The following is a 19734-nucleotide window of genomic DNA, read 5'->3' as shown; positions in this document are numbered from 1 at the left end:
TTGATTAGACCCACCAAATGGAGAAAAATTGGGAGGTATTTTTTGATATATTTTTGTTTTTTCGAAATCAAACATTTTTCTCGACTCCGGTATAACTTTTTCTTAATTATAAACCGAGAATTGCCGGTATACAATTCAATTTTAACCAGGAAAGAACTGCAATATCCCATTTTTTATTGTAGTTTTACACTGTAATATCTCATTGCTTTAGGTATTCCTTTTATTTGAAACACTCCGTTATATATTAAATGTCTAATTCTGTATTCTAAAAATAGGTCCCCAATATATTGGCGCAAATGTGCTAACACTTCTCCGATTAATCCTGCCGATTTTATAAAGTCCTTGTTCTTTTTGCGCGTTATGAAGCCTTTGAGCCGTATTGATGATGTATTGGTCATAAAAACTATCGGCAACACTCTGTATTTCTCCATCTTGCCATATCCGTAAAACCTCTTGTTTGTTAGCAAGGCTTTCCCATTCTTGTACAAATCGCATTCTATTTTCAGGTAACAAGGGTTTATTCAACCTAGTTTTCTCATAGATTGCTTTTAACTTTTCGGGATCAATTGCAGCTGTATATAAAGGAAAATACTCATCACTAGAGTTGTTAAAATAAGCTTTATAAGCTTCTAAAGTATTTATTAGAAAAATATCGTTTGTTTTTTTGTGCAATAAATATAGAGCATATCGAACCCCTGTCTGTTCATGAGCATTTTCTCCGTTCCATATTATGATTGGAACCTGTTCCGGAATGGCATTAATTTGATGAAGAATATCTCTAAAGCTTTCTTCGTAATCATCTTCATCCAAGTAATCGTCTTCAAGATTAATGTGATTCCTTAACCATTCATATCTATATGTACGTCCAGCTTCATCTTGTAATTTCCATATGGGACCAATAGAGAATATATCATCAAAAAAAACAATTACCTTTTCTTTACGTTCCAAATCTAAATCCCTGAGTGCTACCTTCAAAGCACCCCCGGATGAGTTTCCGAAAACTATGTGTATTATCTGATATGTTTCATCAGTTTTATTCTTAATTTGAGAGAAATTTAGCAGTTCTTTGTACATTTCATATAATTCATCTGAAAATTGCTTACTAGAATAGCCTGATTCTTCTAACCTCTTTATCTTTAGCAAAATAATTAATAATAAACTCTTGGCCTCACTCTCTTTTAGTTCCTTAACTATTTTTCGCAAATCTTTAATCATTTAGAACACCAACCTCAATAGCAAAATACCATTTAATACATCTATAGATAAATATAGCATAAGTAAAAGAAAAATAAAACCACGAAAGTTAACCTCTTTATAGGTCAATACCTTCGTGGTAAAAATATGCTATAAATACAATTTGCTTTGAGTTTCTCGCCCATATCCCGCATCACAATTTCTTGCCGCGTTTTTAAAGCTATATTCTCTATAATTTGCAAAAATCCTCCCCTGTTTTTAACAATATTTTTCTGTCCCTATTGTTGATAAAGAAACTTTCCCATGGAAAAGGGAATTTTTTAACCCACTAACCTTTTCCTTAGCATAAATATATCCTGCTCATGCTTCGCGAATTTTTCAAGAAAAAACTCGTTTTGTTGGTGCAGCTTTTCATTAAGTTCGTCAAATTTCTCGTCTATACCGTTAGCAAGATTAGCTAAGTCATCTTTAGTGGCTACTTTTGTTTCCAAGTCGTCAAACCTATTTTCCAAGTTGTCAAACCTATTTTCTAAGTTATCAAACCTATTTTCTAAGTTATCAAACCTAGTTTCTAAATTATCAAACCTAGTTTCTAAATTATCAAACCTAGTTTCCAGCCTATTAAACCTAGTTTCTAAATTATCAAACCTAGTTTCCAGCCTATCAAACCTAGTTTCTAAATTATTAAACCTAGTTTCCAGTTTATCAAACCTAGTTTCTAAATTATCAATCTTGCCTTCTAAAGCTCCGACACTATCCCTTAATTCTTCCATAAGTGCGGTTGTGTTAGCGCTAATCCTGATTAACTGTGCAACCATTTCTTTAATGTGCTTTAATTCTTCGTTAGTGTTTTCCATGCACGACGACCTCCTTTTAAGAGTTATTTTTATTATAGCATTTATTCCTTCAACCCGGGTATCTCTTTTATAACGTCAAACACTATATCGTTTGCCCATGCATATAGCTGCCCGCGTCCCCCAACATCACTTCCATGGTGTTTTCTGGCTCAATGTGCATTAGCACTGTTGCTTAGTGCCAAACACAAACTCCTACCTGAACAATTATCCCAGATAGGAGTTATCAGCTTCGCGATATTTCCGCAAATGTTTAGTCAGCATAACATATCAGCTACATGATTCCGTTACGATATAATTGTAATTAATTTAGATTAACTAAACACAGTAAATAACGATAGTTATGCCGTATAAAAAAGAAATTAAAGAACGAAGGATAATGAGAGGAATCTAAAAAAGGAATAAAAAACCGCTAACGGGATTAACCGTCAGCAATTTCCTATTGTCTTTCAAGTATTCTAAATAATTTAATTATTTTTATAAATTGGTGCATTTTCTAACCATCCCTTAACTTTTCCATACTTAATTAGCTCATCGTACAATTTCATTTCTTGCAGAATAAACTCCATAAACATATCTCTCAAAGCATCGTTAATGCATATTTTAATGGCCTTAAGGTGAACATCAAGGCCTGTCTGACTACCATCCATCAGCAGTTTATATAAGAACTCATCTCTAAAAGTTTCCATATTTGATGATAAATTTTGACTCTCAGGCGGTCTGGGAGGAAGAGGCAATCTATAATATTTAGCTTTTTCTATAAGTTGATTTAACTGAGGCTTTATTACTTTATCTATTCCTCTTTTTACAAGAAGTTTAAAATCCAAATCATTAGAAAAATTCAAGATAACATCTACTAATTCCAAAGTATCATATCTAGCAACGATTTGTGTCCAAATAATGTAGCTTTCACCGGAATGAATACCCGAGTCAATATCTTCCTGTTTTATTATTTTGTCTAACAATCCCAACTTCATTCTCTCACCCCTTGCATGATTTAAATATCTTAAGCCTATATCATAAACTGTCACATGCTTAATATAAATATTCATCTTATTACACCATTTAGCCCTCACACATAGGCAAAGTTGGAGAAATTCATATAATGCCTGATAATTCCCGGACATTACTAAGTCAGCGGTGATCCCGAGCTGCAACATTAACTTTGCTCAGTTTGGCGTTGAGTAATTATGAATAAACCTGAGCCTTTCGTACAAAATAATGTAGGAGGTGAATAAGATGCCATTGCAATTAACTCAAAAGGAAAGAACGCTTCTTGAGGATCAAAAGACTCACGAAGAGATTTGCATCCAAAAGTACACCAATTACGCTCAGCAAGCTAAAGACCCCCAACTTAAACAGCTTTTCAATCAGTATGCATCTCAGGAACAGCAACACTACGATACGATCAACCAACTACTTCAAGGGCAACAACCTATCCTTGGTGGCAATCAAGGTCAAGATTTGCAACAGCAAACCCAACAGATTCAAAGCCAACCACAAGCAGGAATGACTTACCAGGATGACGCCGTACTCTGCACAGACATGTTAATGACAGAAAAATTCGTATCTGGTACCTACGATACGGCCATTTTTGAATCTGCAAATTCTCCGGTTCGCCAGGCACTGCAACACATCCAAAAAGAAGAACAGCAGCACGGTGAAGGAATATTTAACTACATGCAACAACATGGAATGTATAATCCACAATAAGAATTAGTAAAAAGCTAGGGACCCAGCCTATCCCTGGGTCCCTAGCTGAAAGCATACACGTTAGTTTTACAGCAGAGAAAAAGCCTTAGTGCAGCTTGGCTTTAATGGACAAACCTCCCCAATTTTATCTAGGTAGCCGCTATGTTTTTGGGGAAACAACAGCCGAAATGAATGCTTTCTAAACATCATTTAAGCAGCTATTTACACGAGTGTAATTTCTTTAGTATTCTCTCTGTGCTAGCATTTTACAACTCGCAAGCTTGCATGGCCTGCAGAACCCTCTGCACTCCCCATAGTTCGATACACATCATTTGATCTTGAACTAGTATAAGCAAAAACATCACTTAAAGATTTTCCCGGTAGAACTTTAGGTACCCATTCCACAACAGTACCTCTAGTTACATTATATACTCCAAAATTCACACCGGTTGGCACTCCTGAGTTATAAGTCAAACGCCAGTTAGGTTCACTAGAGCTAACTGTAAAATCACCACCCAATTGCACACCTTGATTACCATCAATGTTCTTATTTAAATATTTGGTTCCGTTAAAAATCTCAGTCGCCATTAGTGAAATCTCATCTTCATCGATTTGCACATAAGTACCTGGATCATGAACAGTAAAATTGGGGTCAAGGGTGTATCCATCCGCAGTAAATCCGTCATACATCTTAATTAACAAGTTGCCATGAAGATCGTAAACATCTCCATCTATTAATTGGTAGCCCCTGGATGTTGTATCTAAAATCTCAGTCGTCATTAGTGAAATCTCATCTTCATTAATTTGCACATAAGTACTTGGATCATGAACAGTAAAATTGGGGTCAAGGGCGTATCCATCCGCAGTAAATCCATCATACATCTTAAGTAACAAGTTGCCATGAAGATCATAAACATCTCCATTTATTAATTGGTAGCCCCTGGATGTTGTATCTACCGACTCTTCTGCCGACGCACTTAAGCACCCTATGCTTAAGACTATCATCATTGCCAACAAGATTGAAACAATTTTTTTGGATTTTAGCATTTGAATTTACACTCCTTTTATTTTTCAAAAGTAACTTTCCAGATTATTACCTGCAAAAACCATATTTTAATTCGAAAGGCACATTGGATTTACCCCCTCAAACACAGAAAGTGTAAACACTACTTTGGTATCATTTTTTCATACAAGCCAAATGTGAAAGTAACTTAAACCGCTATGTGCAATATTTCGGATAAAGACAATAACATCCATTGAAAACGCTTAGAATATTGTAATCTCTAAATACACATAATATAATGATATTAATAGTAGTTCAGGCTAGGTTACTGTGAATATACGGTTGCAAGTCGTTCCCGGTTTACCTGTTGAGCCACTATTATATTTTTGCCCTTTAGGCGGGTAACATGGTGTTTTTTGATATTGAATCATATTATCAACTCCTTAATTTAATGTAAACTTGACAACATTAAATTAAAAAGTTACTTTAATAAGTAATATTTGGGTATACCCTTAAGGTAAAACCTATCACAATTTATCATATCTTGCAATAGATATAAATTTTCGATTTAAGCCGGACTTTGGCGCAAATATTTTCCAACCCCAGCTATATCAAGGCTTACACGGCACTAATAATAAAAATGTAGTAGCGAATATTTTTATGAATACACCAATAAAACCTTGATATATACTGGATTTCTGATAGAATTATAGTAGTCGCGAACAAATTGGAGGCTACGATGTTTCTCAAGAAATCCGTTAAGACAGTCAAAGGGAAAAAATACTCCCATTATAGTATAGTCGAATCATTTAGAGACAACGGTAAAGTTAAACACCGCTTAATTTTTGCAATTGGCCCTCTTGATGATGAAGCAGCCGATCGGTTACGCTTAACGCTTAATGCCCACTCTAACCAAGATCTTGTTGTGGCCAAATCTGATGATATTGTTGTCACAAAGCATGGAGCATATTTAGATGTAGCTGTTCTGGTTCATATCTGGCAACAATGGCAGTTTCACGAGTTCTTTCAGGATGACCGCTGGGTTACAGGTATGGTAATTAACCGTTGTATTGACCCGGTTGCGAAATGCAATGTGCAGGAGTGGATGACCAAAACAGTACTGCCTGCCTATATAGATACAGATCCATTGTCAATGAATGCATTTGATATCTTTCGAGAACTAGACCGACTATGCCAGCGAGAAACCGAGCTACAGTCATATATGTTTCGTAAAATTCAAGAAAAGCGACCAAATAGCCTGGATGTGTTTTTTTATGATATTACCTCTACATATGTAACAGGAAGTCGCTGCGTACTTACTAAGTTTGGCTACTCGCGGGATCACCGTCCCGATTGCGAACAAATTGTTATTGCTTTGATGATTACCCCGGATGGTTACCCTTTTTATTGGAAGTTGCTGGAGGGTAATACTCAGGATGTTTCCACAGTTTGCGACTTAATCCAAAACGTCAAGACTTGTTTTCCCATACAACACTGCACCATGGTTTTTGACCGAGGTATGGTATCTGCTGATAACCTTAAAACATTAGAGAAAACAAATTGGGATTATGTTTCGGCAATGGACAGGGACGAGATTAACGTATTATCATTTTTCGAAACAGCATTGCCAACCCCTCCTATGCCGGAGGACTGGGAACAAGTCTTGGCGATGCAGGAATTTCAACCAATAGATGATGACATATTGTATTACCGAGAATTTGAAGATGATAATCGGCGATACATTATAACTTTTGACGTGGCACGTTTTCTTGATGAGCACCAAATACAAAGAAATAAGGTAGAACAAATTAATAGGTGGCTAATCAAAAAAAATGGGGATTTGAAACAAGCCAAAAAATCAAGAAATCGTGACACTCTTGAGCGAGAAATCAGCAAAATCTCGAAACGGTTTCATGTTCATAAATATTTGTCCGTTCAGATTACGCCCTGTTCTCGTACCGTTACAACTAAAACTGGTAAATCTCGTACTGTTGAATCATTTCAGCTTTCAGATACTATTGACAACACTGCTTTGCAGAAAGAACAACGTTTGTATGGAATCACATGTTTTATCTCCAATATTACCCAAGAGCGTATATCTGCTCAGGAAATAGTACAGTGGTATCGACGGAAAAATAAAATTGAAGAAGCCTTTAGGGAGATAAAATCACATCTTGAATTACGTCCAATTTATTTAACCAGGGAGAAAAGAGTAAGGGCCCATGTTGCTGTTTGCATGCTAGCCTATTTTCTGAGAAATGATATTGAGCTCCAACTTAAGGAGCACGGAATTTCCAATTCAACTGAGACGGTTTTAGCCTTATTAGCTGAGTGCAAGGCTAATCGCTGGGTCTTTGATAAATCGGAGGCAAAGACACACTTAAATATCACAAAGGTCTCCGAAAAGCAACAACAAATATTAAAAGCGCTTGGATGTGAATCAATTGTGGACGTAAAGCATGTTAAAAACATTTTACAAAAGGCCGAAAATTGGCTGTAGTAGCGAACGCATTTTTTTAAGAGTACCTTAGCCCTTGCTACGACTGCATTTGGAAAAATCTTACGCCAAACTAAGGTTTAAGTATTACAATTAGATTTTAGCATAACTTATCCAAACTTTTGCTGTAAACAAGCGGATTAACTATTGTTAGCATTATGAAATAATGGATTACATAAAAATATAATTTTAGGCAATTGCTCGAAAAAATTTGAAAAGAGAAAATCACTCCTTCCAAATTTTTACCGGGGTCTGGCTCGGTAAAATAATTCCAATCCATTTCTTACGACTCAATGATCAGTCATACAACAATTGTATTCACTCGAAACATCACGCTTAAGATTAGGTTTCCCTTCGTAAGAATAAGACCCCTGGAATACAACCAGGCCGATTGGCCGGGTGTGTAAGCATATTAATGTGTATCGTTGACCGGTATTAATAGGTCAAACGCTTGACCTTAATATTAACCCTGTACAAAAACCCTTAGAATTATTTCCTAAGGGTTTTTGTATGTTTACCTACATAAAATTTTATTGACAGAAAAGTATGGGATATCGTGATATTATCAGATTAAGTATTATGAGTTAGGGTTGGACGGTCGCTCTTCTTATGCGACATCATGCCATAAAATACCGGTACAAACAGTAGTGTTAAAAATGTACCAAAAATAAGTCCGCCAATAGCCACTACTGCAAGAGGAGATAGCCTCTCCAGACCTATGGCCCACTCCATGGCAATCGGAACCATTCCCACGGCTGTTGCAAAGGCAGTCATCAGAATTGCTCTGGTTCTCAGAGTAACACTCTTCAGCAGTGCTTCTCGCAGAGGTGTGCCCTGTCCCAAAGCTTCTTCCGTAAAATCAATCAATAAAATAGAATTTTTAACAATAATCCCGCTCAACAAAACAAAACCCATAATAGCCGGCAGACACATATGCTTGTTGGTCAAAATTAAGGACCAGGCCCCCCCGATGAGAGAAAGGGGTATGGCCAGCATAATTGCCAGCGGGGCCTTCCATGATTTGAAGGTTGCTACCAGTACAGCATACAGCAGGAACAGGGCTATTAGTATAGCAGCAAAAATGCGGATAAGCGAATCCTGCAGCTCCTTAATATCCCCGGCCTGAGAAAGGCTAACGCCAGGAGGTAAGCTAATTGTGGATAAACCCTTGTCCACACCGCTCATGATATGAGTCACGGCGGCCTGCGCCCGGTAACCGTACACATCAAGGGTATAGTCCATTCCCTGCCGGGTAATCATGGTAGGCCGGTAAACCTGAGAAATGCTGCCTAAATTGTTCAGAGGTACAAAACCTTTGGGTGTTTTCACCAGAAATGTACTAAAGTCCTGCACATCTTTCCTAAAATCCCTGGCCAGTATTACCCGCACGGGCAAACCACTTTCTCCCGGTATAGAAAAGACTGAAGCCACGCTTCCCTGAATGTTCTGAGATAACTGCAAAACTACATCGCCAGGTGTAGTGTCATAAAGGGAAGTTTTAGCTTTATCAATATTAAAATAAAATTCTTTGCTGTCATTAGTCCAGGATCGCGAAACACCGGTCAACCCACCGGTATTTTTCATCTGATCCAGAACCATATTACCGGTAATATCCAGATTTTTCAGATCGCTCCCGGCCAGCATCACATCCACAGGCGCTTTAATAGTTGACAAAGGAGTAGCACCGTAATCATAAACATTTACATATTTAATATCCGGCATCTGCAAAAGCTGTTTACGGATTTTTTGTTCAATCTCCCAAATGTTATCTTTTCGGTGAAACCGGTCAATAAAATGTGCAGTTACCGTAATATTTTGCGTATTCCCATTCCCAACCGTAAACACTCCGGGTTCTGATCCTATACTTGAGGAAAGCATTTTGACATTGCCCGTATCATAGATTTTCTTTTCTATGCCGAATAATAAATTCTCTACACTTTTTATATCCATATTACTGTCTGTCGCAACATCTACTTTCACGATACCGGTATCCATGGGCGGCATTAAATCACGCCCGGACAGAGGAATCAAAACCCGCACACTGACAGTCAGCAGTACAATCAGATTAACGGTAAGTATTAGCCGTAACCGGCGTTTGTCAAGCAGAAGATTCAGTTTTTTTACATAAAAACTTTTCAGTGGGTTCAGAAAAAAGTCACATATATTTTGCACCTTAAACTCAAGCCTGTTTTTCCCCTTGCTTTTACTCAACAGTTTTGGTGCAATCAAAGGAATAAAAGTAATCGAGACCAAATAGGAAATAAAAATGGCTATGATTAGTGTACCTGCCAGTGGACGAAAGATTTTTTGCGGGTATTCCCCCACAAATAATAGGGGAGCCAATACAACCATAGTGGAAACAGTACCGGCAAAAACAGCCAGCATAACCTCCTGGGTTCCTTTAACCGCTGCAGTCAGCGGATCCTCCTTTAATTCATGCAGGTGTCTTTCGATATTCTCCAATATTACCACCGCGTCATCCACCAACATACCAAGAGCGAGGATAATACCGGTTAGGGTAACCATATTAATTTCTTGGCCGAACAGCCACATTAAAGAGATGGTGCCCAGGTAAACAAAGGGTATGGACAGAGCAGCCACCAGCATAATCCGCCAGTTTGCCAGGAATAAAAACATAACTACTGAAATCATGATAATAGCATCTCTTAAGGAAGCGAACATGTCTTCATTGCTTTTTTCCACCAAATCTCTTGATGAATCAGTAACCTGAAAATTTATTTGCGGGTACTGAGCCTTTAACTTCTCCAATTCGGCTTCTGCCGCATCAATTGCTGCTAAGACAGAACCGTTCTCCGGCCTTTGAATGGCCAGTGCAATAGACGGTTCACCATTGCCATGATAGCCCGCTGTACGCTCCTTAGTACCATAGCGCACATTGGAGATATCAGCCATGGTGACCAGTTTATTGATTTGGATATTGTTTAAACCTTCAATTTGCGAAGCCTCAATTTGCAGCTTAAAAATATTCTGCTTGTGATTGCTGATAACTAAACCAAGGGGAATATCTCTGTTGTTTTTTTGCAAAGCGACTATCACATCGGCAATGTTCAAATCATAACTACTTAATTTGTCTTTATTGATTTCTACAACAACTTCTTTTTCATAACCGCCGAAGATATCCACATTGGCAATAGCACGTACTTTAACCAGTTGGTCAGCTATGCTGTTGGCAGCCAGATACCTAACGTCTGCCAGGGCCAGGTTAGAACCCTTTTGGGGAGATAAAGCCCAAATCATGACCGGTGGGGTATAGGCACCGATTTTATAAATCTGTGGTTGCTTAATATCCTGAGGCAGGGAGTTTGTAGCTCTGCTCAAGGCATTGGCCGTATCTGTTGCCGCTCCTTCCAACCCCTTGGAGTATTCAAACTCGGCGGTGACCACGGAAACCTCATCCCTCGAAGTTGAACTTACCTTACGCACCTGACTAACACTATAGAGCACCTTTTCAATAGGCCTGCTAACATGATCGGCAATATAAGATGAAGAGGCTCCCGGTTCCAAAGTGACAATAGAAATTTGCGGCCTCTCGGCATCGGGAAACATGTTCTGGGGCAGCATAAAGTAGCCTACTACTCCCATGACGAATAAAATGATAAGTATGGTATAAATAAAATGAGGCCTATTCATTATTTTACTTATTATCATTTTTCAACACGACCTTTATCCTGGTATTCGCGGGAAGGTTCAGCAGCTTGCTTTCATAGCCGATGACTAAAGTGTCCCCTGACTGTATATTCCCCTCTACACAAGCATTTTGATTATTTTCTACCAGTACTTTGACCGGAATTATCACAGCTAACCCGTTTACTTCTTTGACTGCAAAAGTGTTATTGTCAGCATTTTTAAATTTGGCCTCCACCGGTATAATTATACCGTTTTGTTGGGCACCGGTTGGTATTTGTACCTGTAAAAAAGTGTGCACAGGTACTTGAAAAGTATTGTTCGGCAGTCTTAACTCAATAACGGACAGGTTATTTTCTCCTGCCGGAAGAACCTTGTCTATCTGTGCTCTGACGACTTGTTCCCCGTAGGTAAGCAGAGTATCATCCTGAAGGTTTATTTGAGCAGCCACCTGCACCGGCACTTTAACCATCACTTTGTATCCACCCAACCCGCTTATTTGTAGTATGGGAGAGGTTGAGCCGGCAAGCTCTCCGGTATTCAATAATTTTTTGGCTACTACCCCATCAAAGGGAGCCAATATAGTGGTATAACTTAATAAATTTTTTTGCTGGCTGATCTGGCTGTTCAGGGAATTGATCTTTTGCTGGTAGACATTTAGTTTTGTGTTGATATCCTGATAGCTTGACTGTGCCTGCTGGTATAAATTTTGGGCATTGTCCAGAGCTTGTCCAGACAATGCGCCACTCTGAAACAGAGTTTTGTTGCGCTCATAGTTTTTTAGAGCATTTTCCATTTGTATTTTTTGGGCGCTCACTATAGTTTGCAGTCCTTCCATTTCATTGATTAGGGCTGCTTTATTGAATTCAAGCACATTTATACCGTCAGCAATTTCCCGATCATCCAGTTTTACCAGGACGTCTCCTTTTTTAAATGTTGTACCTTCCTCAAGTATAGACAGAATATTACCGGTTAGCTTTGTTTTAACTTGCGCCTCATTGTCGGACTGAAACTCTCCCTGAAATGATAGGTAATTGGTCATACTGCCTTTATAGGCTTTTACACCGTTAAAAACATAGGGAGCAGTTTCCGGTTTTGATAATGCGGCAACTTGTTTTTCTTTATGCAGAACTGTCGTTATTGCCCCTGATAAGATTAAGAGTATGGTTAATACTATGAACAGCTTTTTTTTCATAAAATGTAACCCCCCGTCCCTTGTTTAAACTTTTCCCCACACAGCTATAAGGTAATTATAAATCTTCTGCCATGACTCAGTAATATCCCAGGTGTAATCCTCCAAGGACCAGTTATAGCAACTGCTCTGAATTAACCCGACGTAGTTCAAAATAATCATTTCCCGATCTAAATCTCCCCTAAAGACGTCCTCGGCAACACCCTGCTCAAAAATATTTTTTATAATCTGTAAATACTCCAGCTTTAAGAAATTTCTCATATTCTCTTTTAGCTCTTTATCAGCCAGTAACATTTGTTCGGAAAATATAACCCTTGGTATGCCAGGGTTTTGTCCCAGAAAAGACAGGTGAAAGCGTAATAATTCCTTTAACTTTTCCCTGGCTGTCAGAGGGGAAGAATCCACCCGGTGGGCTTTCCCTATTATAGAATCCTGAACCATCTCAACTACAGCACGAATTATTTCCTGCTTATTTGGATAATGTTTGAAAATTGCACCCTCTGATAAACCAACCTCCTTGGCTATCTCAGCTGTAGTAATCCGACTGATACCCTTTTGAGCAGCTAATTTTAGAGTAGCGTTAATAATCTGTTTTTTGCGCTCTTGGGAGGTTAATCTCAAAAAAACCACCACCGATCCATAGTTAGTAAGTACTTACTCACTAATTTACTCATAAAAACATATCCTGTCAATACCTGTTTCTATTGTTTTTAATTCAGATCAGGTATTGTTAAAAACATTTCAGTCCGGCAAATCGGTTTTTTTAAAAGGAAGTAGATTCTTAGTGCCAAATACAAACTCCTACCTGAACAATTATCCCAGATAGGAGCTATCAGCTTCACAATATTAATGGATTTGGATTGTAAATATGGAATTGCCAACTCTCCTGATGAGAGGGGACGATGCATCATTAGAATTTATTTATCATCCCTAAGGTTTTCCAATTCAAATAATTCCAGTTTATCTCTCTGACCAAAAATGATAATCTCATCTCCCTTTTTAAGTCGAGTATTTGCCTGAGGTAGTATAGATTGGTTGTCACGGTAAATTAACAGGACATATACGGCAAACCTTTTGGGAATATTCATTTCAACAAAGGTTCGTTCGGTAAACCTGACACCCACTTCCATCTGCTCTACTACAAACCCTTGTGGTAACTCTAAGAGATCAATAATCGCATCGTTAGAAATAAGATGGGCTAACCTTCGACCCATATCTCTTTCAGGAAAAACGACTCGGTCTGCACCCATTTTTTTAAGCACAATCCCTCTTCTTTCGCTGGCAGCTTTGACGGAAACTGAAATCCCAGCCTCTTTCAGTACATGGGTGGCAATAAGTGTTCCTTCAAAATCATTACCCATTGCAACCACCGCTTCTTCAAAATTGTTCTTTCCGATAATCCGGCTTAATTCTTCGTCATCTTCCACATCTAAAATAGTGCCAGAAACTATCATATCACGCACATCATCTAAAGCTGCCTCATCTCTATCTATGGCTAATATATCATGACCCCTTTCAAAAAGGCCTTCGATCACTCCACGACCAAATCTGCCAATCCCTATAACGATAATAGATTTTTTTTTGACTTTAAACAACCCCCTAACCGGATTAAACCTTCTTCTTTTGCATAGCGCCAGACACCGGTACTCTTGAAAATTTATATTGACCTTCTGGTTTTTCTGTGATAATAGTTATCCAACTATAATCCTTTCTTTTATAATATGATACTTATCTCTTAACCGATGATTATGCAGCAGCATTAACAATGACAAGATACCCACACGACCTACAAACATTAAGAAAATAATTATCAATTTTCCCGTAACGCTTAAATTCGTTGCAATACCAGTGGACAGTCCGGTAGTACCGAAAGCTGAACATACTTCAAACAATATTTCCCTTGAAGCAAAGTTCTCTGTCTCCATCAAAAATATTACTGATAGGATCACAAGCATGGCCGCAAAAAAAGAGACCATGAATGACCTTAGAATGTCCTCCGGATATAATTCACGATTCATTATTTTAACGCTATTTCTGCCTCGCATATAGGAAAATACACTAATTAGGTTTATTGCAAAAGTTGTAGTACGGATTCCACCCCCGCAGCTACTGGGAGAGGCACCTATGAACATTAGCAAAGATAAAAACAGTAAAGTTGGTGTAGAGAAAACATTTATATCAATGGTACTGAAGCCCCCGCTGCGCGTATTCAGAGAATGAAAAAAAGCTACTGAAACTTTTTCTTGCCAGGACATATTAGCAAGGGGGCCGTGTAGTTCGGACAATAATACAAAAATAAAGCCTAAAAACAATAATATCAGAAAAGTCATAGTTGTAACTTTTGTGTAAAGGGAAAAAGTAAATCGAGTTTTTTTTCGTAAGGATAAATAGTAAGAGTGGGCTTCCAACAAAACAGGAAAACCAATAGCGCCTGACAGCAGTAAGATACTAATAACACTTTGTATTAAATAGTCCTGCTGAAAATTTTGTAAGCCATGCCCAAACAAGTCAAAGCCTGCGTTAGTAAAACCGGAGATACTGTAAAATATGCCCATACCTAGAGCATCTGAGAAGGGCATATGATAGTTTATAAAAAAGCGGGAGGTTAGGATAATTGCGCCTAAAATTTCGAATATAACAGCAACTTTGAGTATGAAAAGCATAAGAGAAACCATGCCATGTATTGATGTTTGATTCTGCTCAATCCGAATCATCGCATAAGTCCGTAAATGTATTTTTGTTCCACTTAGTATATAAACCAAAGTACCAAGTACCATAATCCCGATACCGCCAAATTGCAATAAAAATGACAGTATTATCCTACCCGTTAAGCTAAAAGTGTCGGGGGTACTAACAACGGTCAGTCCTGTTACACTAACGGCACTGGTAGCAGTAAAAAAAGCGTCAATTAAATTTAATTGTTTACCTGTATTTAGGGAAAAAGGTGAAATTAAAAGCATGGCTCCTATAATAGTAAATAAAAAATACCCTAAAACCATTAGTTGAACTGGTGTCAAGGAAAATCTTTTATTAAAGTTTAACCGAGTTGATTTCAAGTAAGCCAAATGACTTTCCCCCGCAAAATTCTAAAATATATACTATTATAGTACACTTTTAGATCAAACTCCATTTTTTATGGGCATATCTCTTTTAATTTTGGTATCTGCTGCTTCAAAAAAAAACAGGCGGCAAAAGGCCGTCTGCTAAATTATTTTAATTCTTCTATTGAGTTAATAGTCACATAGTCTGGAACTACAAGACCAATTTTTGCTCCTTCCAAGTTTGGACCAAGGTTGTCAATTGTATCCTTTACTTTATCATAGAGATCTCCATGAGTACCTGGTAACCATGCTGATACCATAGCATCAAAACTACCCTGTGATACGCCTTGCCACATTATTGCATTATCTACCGGAGTAGCTTCAGCTTTGAATCCTAAGTCCTGCATTACATTTTTAACAACATGTGTACTGGCAATTTCAGAATCCCACTCAACATAACCTAACTTAACTGTTTTTCCTGCAGCAGCAGACTTATCTACATCTTTAGTCCATTCAACAACTTTATCCCGGTGCGCAGCAATCCACTTCTTAGCAGCATCGTCCGGACTCATACCCTCATGAACATCTAACATAACAGTCTGCATATCATCTGGGGTCCAGTGAAAATTGTCCAATATTTTATAAGCTTCCGGCTTATCTTCTGCTAATCCTTTACGTGCAATAGTCGAAATATGTTCCTCTTCACCAAAAACTTTTTTAGGATCTTCAAGATATTTTAAATCATAAGCTGCCCATTTCCAGTGTGGTGTCCAACCAGTTACTATAACCCATTCCTTATTCTTAATTTTATTGGCTAGAGTAGCAGACATACCTGCACTACTGCTATCACGAAGAGTAAAATCAAGACCATAATCCTTAATAGCTTGTTCAGTTTTCTTCATCAAACCGGCACCAGGCTCGATACCAATAATCTCACCATTAAATTTTTCTTTAACACTGACATTTCTTTGACCATCTTTGGAGTCACTACTGCCGCAACCAAAGAGTAATGTACTTAACGCAATCAGCATACCAACAATACCTAATAACTTAAAAATCTTTCGCACCTAAAAATTCCTCCCTTATGTTTTATTTTTTTTGCTTAAACTTTGAGTTATCCGGTCTAAAATTATGGCGATTATAACTATAGCCAAACCACCCTCAAAGCCTACACCAACTTGTAATCTTTGAATACCTCTTAAAACCACACTTCCGAGACCTCCGGCTCCAATCATGGCGGCAATTACTACCATGGATAGAGCTAATAAAATACACTGGTTAACCCCGGCCATAATGGTAGGAAGTGCTAAAGGAATCTGAACCTTAACTAGTTTTTGGCCCGGTGTGGAGCCAAAAGCTTCGGCTGCTTCAATCAACTCAACCGGAACTTGTCTAATCCCTAGCCCGGTTAAGCGAATTACAGGGGGCATAGCAAATATAATAGTAGCAATTAACCCTGGAACATTTCCTATCTGAAAGAAAATAACTGCGGGAACAAGATATACAAAAGGCGGCATAGTTTGCATTAAATCTAGAACCGGCATAACAGCTTTATGAAAAACACCGCTTCTGGCTGTAAGTATGCCGATAGGAAAACTTATAATCAATGCAAAAAATGTTGCTGACAAAACCAGCGCCAGAGTTTCCATTGAAGGTACCCATAGCTGCAAATTATAAATTAGTAATAATCCTAGGCCAGAACCTATTGATAAGACAATTCTTTTACTAATCACCCAAATAAAAGCCATAACTAAAACTATGAAAATAGGCGCAGGTGTTATAATAAATAATTCATATAGACTCCCTACCAAAAAATTTATCACGCCCGTAATAATATCAAAAAGGGGACCAAAGTAATTACCTATAATTTCAACAACTGACTCAATCCAATCCCCAATAGGGATTTTAGGCAACATTATCATCACCACCTCTTCTAACCAACCCGGCCAGAACAGCACCCCGTACAATTATGCCAAGCAAGCGTCTATCTTCATTTATTACGGCAATAGGATATTTTGATTCTGCCACCAACGACATTAAATCATTAATGGGTGTATCAGGAGCAACAGTTGGCACATCTTCAATAATAATATTACTAAAATCCCTCTTCTCCTGAGTAGCTTTTAGCGCATCATCAGCAACTACTAAACCGACCAGTTTCCTGTCTTTACCAACTACAAAAATGCTGGATATACCATTTTCGCGCATTAGCCGTAATGCGGATCTTGGACCGTCTTTAAGACGTACGATTACATCCGGGCGCTTCATTACTCCTTCAGCCGTTAAAACTTTGGTCATATCTACATCTTCAACAAACTTTTCCACATATTCATTTGCCGGATTTGTTAATATCTCTTCAGGAGTACCAATTTGGACAATAGTTCCATCATTCATAAGCGCTATCCTGTCCCCTATTTTTAATGCCTCGTCAAGGTCATGCGTTACAAAAATTATGGTTTTGTTCATTTGCTCTTGAAGAGAAAGCAATTCATCTTGCATTTCCTTACGAATTAGAGGGTCTAACGCACTAAAAGCCTCGTCCATAAGCAAAATATCAGGGTCGCTGGCTAAAGCACGAGCTAACCCTACTCGCTGCTGCATGCCGCCACTAAGTTGCCCGGGATAACTGTCTTCCCATCCACTTAGGCCAACTAGTTTCAGTGTTTCCCTAGCTTTTTTAGCCCTTTCCTCTTTCCCCATACCTTGTATTTCCAGGCCGTAAGCAACGTTTTCTAAAATAGTTCGGTGAGGGAAGAGAGCAAAACGTTGAAACACCATACCAATTTTTTTACGCCTAATCTCTCTGAGTTTTTCATCATCAACTGCTGTGACATTTTCTCCATCAATATAGACTTTCCCCCTGGTAGGTTCAATTAGTCTATTTAACAGGCGAAGTAAAGTCGATTTTCCACTGCCGGACAACCCCATAAGGACAAAGATTTCTCCAGTTCCTACCTCGAAATTCACATTATAGACACCTATAGTTTGTTTGGTCTTTTTTAATATTTCTTTTTTTGAAACATTTTGTTTTAAAAGCTTAAGTGCCTGTTCCGGATGGTCACCGAATATTTTTATTATGTCTTGTACTATTATTTTGGACATGTTTTTGCCCTTTCTATATTTATTTCTTGTAATTAATTTAGTTGCCTTTTCATCATTATATTTTCATTTTGAGAAAGATTTTAATATTTATCTATCTCTCTATAAGGATATTTCGCCTTACAGAAAAATGATAGACCACTAAATAATAGAGCATAATTTATCTATGACTTGTCATTAAGTAACCGATTTTTTTACTTCCTTAAGCTGATAATTTACGTTATAATAGAATTTAATGGAGGTATTGCCTTAATATATAAAGACAAGCGCAAGAGGGATTGTTTGTGAATCTTTTAATTATGGGACCTCCCCGGGTGCAGGCAAAGGCACTCAAGCAGAGGTATTGGTTAAGGAACTGGCGATTACGCATATTTCACAGGGACATGTTCCGTGCCGCTATTAAAGAAGGCACTGACATGGGTAAAAAGGCTAAAGAATTCATACGACCCTTCTTGGAAATCAGCCTCGAATATTGGCTCAATTATAAGCTTGAGTGCTCCATTTTTATTTTTGGCCATTTTGTAAGCTTCTTGGAGTGCTTCTATCTTACATACGTGAACATACAATTCCCAAAATCTCCAGGTTTTATCCCGTGTTTTTAATCCATACATATATCACCAACAACAGGGTATTTTCGCCATGTATAATGTTATTAAATAATTCTTTGACTTATATAAAAGGGTATGTTCCTTAAAAGACATACCCTTCCTATCTATATTGGAGGATTCATGAAAACAAGGTTGTTTGTTTTGTTCTTAATTCTTAGCTTCTTAAATCTATTTAATCCACCTGCAGTGTTCGGTGCTAATTAGGTAGCTAGATGGGAAAAACAAGTAATTAATATTGATAAAATTGATATAAACAGCTACAAAGCAAATAAATTACGAATAGCTGTAATAGATACAGGTGTAGATGTTAATCATCCATGGTTTAAAAATGTTAAAATATTAAATATTTATATATCTAAAGGTATTGAGTATGATTATAAGCACGGAACTATGGTAACAGATATATAATTGATTTTCAAAAAGCAATAGAGGTTGAAAGAAACATTTCAGCTCGGCAGCAAATTATAACAATGAATATTAATGTTATTAAATTTTTTATTATAATATTTTAGAAATGTTTAAAAAATTATGAAGATAGGAAGTTGATAATCACTAATGTAGACGGGTTGTGGATCAATTGAAAATGCTAAGAGCAATATTTCTTTTAGTCATTCTATCGTTAATTATTATGTTAATAGGGTGTTCAAATGATGTTTATATCCCACCTGATCCAATTGTTGATGTCAAAACTTATGGAGATATCACAAAAACAAAACAGAAAAAGCTTAAAATTATTGTGAAGAATGTAACAGACAGTGATTTAATAAATGTTGAACTTTGGGTAGGAAGAAATAATATCTCGACAAAAAATAAGGACTTGAGTAAAAAAGTAAAAAACATTAAACCAGGTGGTATTATTAAGTATTATGCCAACATTACAGCCCAACTTCCGCATTATAAAATTTAAGA

The 19734-nt window shown here is 37.6% G+C and carries 16 protein-coding genes and 1 pseudogene; 4 read left to right on the top strand and 13 right to left on the bottom strand.

Annotation, left to right across the window (positions count from 1 at the left end; translation table 11 throughout):
• Positions 1 to 173: 173 nt before the first annotated feature.
• From DTOX_RS25215 to DTOX_RS02585, 4 genes are all read right to left on the bottom strand, one after another.
• On the bottom strand, positions 174 to 308 hold the full coding sequence (locus DTOX_RS25215) for a DUF3658 domain-containing protein (RefSeq protein ID WP_422698388.1): 135 nt from the start codon (positions 306 to 308) through the stop codon (positions 174 to 176).
• The gene (locus DTOX_RS02595; RefSeq protein WP_015756167.1) at positions 253 to 1215 is read right to left on the bottom strand and encodes a DUF1835 domain-containing protein; all 963 of its coding nucleotides are present in this window, start codon (positions 1213 to 1215) and stop codon (positions 253 to 255) included. Before DTOX_RS02595 ends, DTOX_RS25215 begins: the two co-directional genes overlap by 56 nt.
• 299 nt (positions 1216 to 1514) lie before the next feature.
• Positions 1515 to 2078, bottom strand: a complete 564-nt coding sequence (locus DTOX_RS21235; protein WP_479690837.1) for a tropomyosin — start codon at positions 2076 to 2078, stop codon at positions 1515 to 1517.
• 437 nt (positions 2079 to 2515) lie between these two features.
• Positions 2516 to 3025: a DUF3231 family protein gene (locus DTOX_RS02585; protein ID WP_087943733.1), complete on the bottom strand. Its 510-nt coding sequence runs from the start codon at positions 3023 to 3025 to the stop codon at positions 2516 to 2518.
• Between the two features lie 262 nt (positions 3026 to 3287).
• Here DTOX_RS02585 and DTOX_RS02580 point away from each other — a divergent pair, with 262 nt between their 5' ends.
• A complete protein-coding gene (locus tag DTOX_RS02580) occupies positions 3288 to 3761 on the top strand; it encodes a spore coat protein (protein ID WP_015756164.1) in 474 nt (157 codons plus the stop codon).
• A 237-nt stretch (positions 3762 to 3998) separates the two neighbouring features.
• On the opposite strand, the gene DTOX_RS02575 is transcribed toward DTOX_RS02580, so the two are convergent.
• Entirely contained in the window at positions 3999 to 4787 is a 789-nt protein-coding gene (locus DTOX_RS02575) for a hypothetical protein (RefSeq protein WP_015756163.1), read from the bottom strand.
• A 695-nt stretch (positions 4788 to 5482) separates the two neighbouring features.
• Between DTOX_RS02575 and DTOX_RS02570 the strand changes: the two genes are divergently transcribed.
• Positions 5483 to 7243, top strand: coding sequence for an IS1634 family transposase (locus DTOX_RS02570; protein ID WP_015756162.1), 1761 nt, complete (start codon positions 5483 to 5485; stop codon positions 7241 to 7243).
• A gap of 567 nt (positions 7244 to 7810) precedes the next feature.
• Here DTOX_RS02570 and DTOX_RS02565 read toward each other — a convergent pair.
• From DTOX_RS02565 to DTOX_RS02530, 8 genes are all read right to left on the bottom strand, one after another.
• Positions 7811 to 10891, bottom strand: coding sequence for an efflux RND transporter permease subunit (locus tag DTOX_RS02565; protein ID WP_278184586.1), 3081 nt, complete (start codon positions 10889 to 10891; stop codon positions 7811 to 7813).
• Positions 10892 to 10895: 4 nt separating this feature from the next.
• Complete coding sequence (locus DTOX_RS02560; protein ID WP_015756160.1) at positions 10896 to 12080, bottom strand: efflux RND transporter periplasmic adaptor subunit; 1185 nt, start codon at positions 12078 to 12080, stop codon at positions 10896 to 10898.
• Between the two features lie 24 nt (positions 12081 to 12104).
• On the bottom strand, positions 12105 to 12698 hold the full coding sequence (locus DTOX_RS02555; protein ID WP_015756159.1) for a TetR/AcrR family transcriptional regulator: 594 nt from the start codon (positions 12696 to 12698) through the stop codon (positions 12105 to 12107).
• Positions 12699 to 12994: 296 nt separating this feature from the next.
• Complete coding sequence (locus DTOX_RS02550) at positions 12995 to 13672, bottom strand: potassium channel family protein (protein WP_015756158.1); 678 nt, start codon at positions 13670 to 13672, stop codon at positions 12995 to 12997.
• 96 nt (positions 13673 to 13768) lie between these two features.
• A complete protein-coding gene (locus DTOX_RS02545) occupies positions 13769 to 15142 on the bottom strand; it encodes a TrkH family potassium uptake protein (RefSeq protein WP_015756157.1) in 1374 nt (457 codons plus the stop codon).
• A 143-nt stretch (positions 15143 to 15285) separates the two neighbouring features.
• Positions 15286 to 16185 carry a glycine betaine ABC transporter substrate-binding protein gene (locus DTOX_RS02540; RefSeq protein WP_015756156.1) on the bottom strand — a complete coding sequence of 300 codons (900 nt, stop codon included), beginning with the start codon at positions 16183 to 16185 and terminating at the stop codon, positions 15286 to 15288.
• A 15-nt stretch (positions 16186 to 16200) separates the two neighbouring features.
• Positions 16201 to 17034 carry an ABC transporter permease gene (locus tag DTOX_RS02535; RefSeq protein ID WP_015756155.1) on the bottom strand — a complete coding sequence of 278 codons (834 nt, stop codon included), beginning with the start codon at positions 17032 to 17034 and terminating at the stop codon, positions 16201 to 16203.
• Positions 17024 to 18220 (bottom strand): quaternary amine ABC transporter ATP-binding protein, encoded by a 1197-nt coding sequence (locus DTOX_RS02530; protein WP_015756154.1) that lies wholly within the window; start codon positions 18218 to 18220, stop codon positions 17024 to 17026. The genes DTOX_RS02535 and DTOX_RS02530 overlap by 11 nt, the downstream gene beginning before the upstream one ends.
• Positions 18221 to 18501: 281 nt before the next feature.
• On the opposite strand from DTOX_RS02530, the pseudogene DTOX_RS22785 reads away from it, so the two are divergent.
• Positions 18502 to 18660, top strand: a pseudogene (locus DTOX_RS22785) (nucleoside monophosphate kinase); the annotation flags it as partial.
• Between the two features lie 742 nt (positions 18661 to 19402).
• Positions 19403 to 19732 carry a hypothetical protein gene (locus DTOX_RS02520; RefSeq protein WP_042315300.1) on the top strand — a complete coding sequence of 110 codons (330 nt, stop codon included), beginning with the start codon at positions 19403 to 19405 and terminating at the stop codon, positions 19730 to 19732.
• The last annotated feature ends 2 nt before the right edge of the window (positions 19733 to 19734 follow it).

It is taken from the genome of Desulfofarcimen acetoxidans DSM 771, assembly GCF_000024205.1.
GTDB lineage: Bacteria > Bacillota > Desulfotomaculia > Desulfotomaculales > Desulfofarciminaceae > Desulfofarcimen > Desulfofarcimen acetoxidans.
Note: the sequence above shows the minus strand (reverse complement) of the source record. Positions and strands in the feature narration are given on the sequence as shown.

Excerpts from the sequence above, each read along its gene's own strand:
- DTOX_RS02595 (WP_015756167.1), bottom strand. The coding sequence starts at position 1,215 with ATGATTAAAGATTTGCGAAAAATAGTTAAGGAACTAAAAGAGAGTGAG.
- DTOX_RS02585 (WP_087943733.1), bottom strand. The coding sequence starts at position 3,025 with ATGAAGTTGGGATTGTTAGACAAAATAATAAAACAGGAAGATATTGAC.
- DTOX_RS02580 (WP_015756164.1), top strand. The coding sequence starts at position 3,288 with ATGCCATTGCAATTAACTCAAAAGGAAAGAACGCTTCTTGAGGATCAA.
- DTOX_RS02575 (WP_015756163.1), bottom strand. The coding sequence starts at position 4,787 with ATGCTAAAATCCAAAAAAATTGTTTCAATCTTGTTGGCAATGATGATA.
- DTOX_RS02570 (WP_015756162.1), top strand. The coding sequence starts at position 5,483 with ATGTTTCTCAAGAAATCCGTTAAGACAGTCAAAGGGAAAAAATACTCC.
- DTOX_RS02565 (WP_278184586.1), bottom strand. The coding sequence starts at position 10,891 with ATGAATAGGCCTCATTTTATTTATACCATACTTATCATTTTATTCGTC.
- DTOX_RS02560 (WP_015756160.1), bottom strand. The coding sequence starts at position 12,080 with ATGAAAAAAAAGCTGTTCATAGTATTAACCATACTCTTAATCTTATCA.
- DTOX_RS02535 (WP_015756155.1), bottom strand. The coding sequence starts at position 17,034 with ATGTTGCCTAAAATCCCTATTGGGGATTGGATTGAGTCAGTTGTTGAA.
- DTOX_RS02530 (WP_015756154.1), bottom strand. The coding sequence starts at position 18,220 with ATGTCCAAAATAATAGTACAAGACATAATAAAAATATTCGGTGACCAT.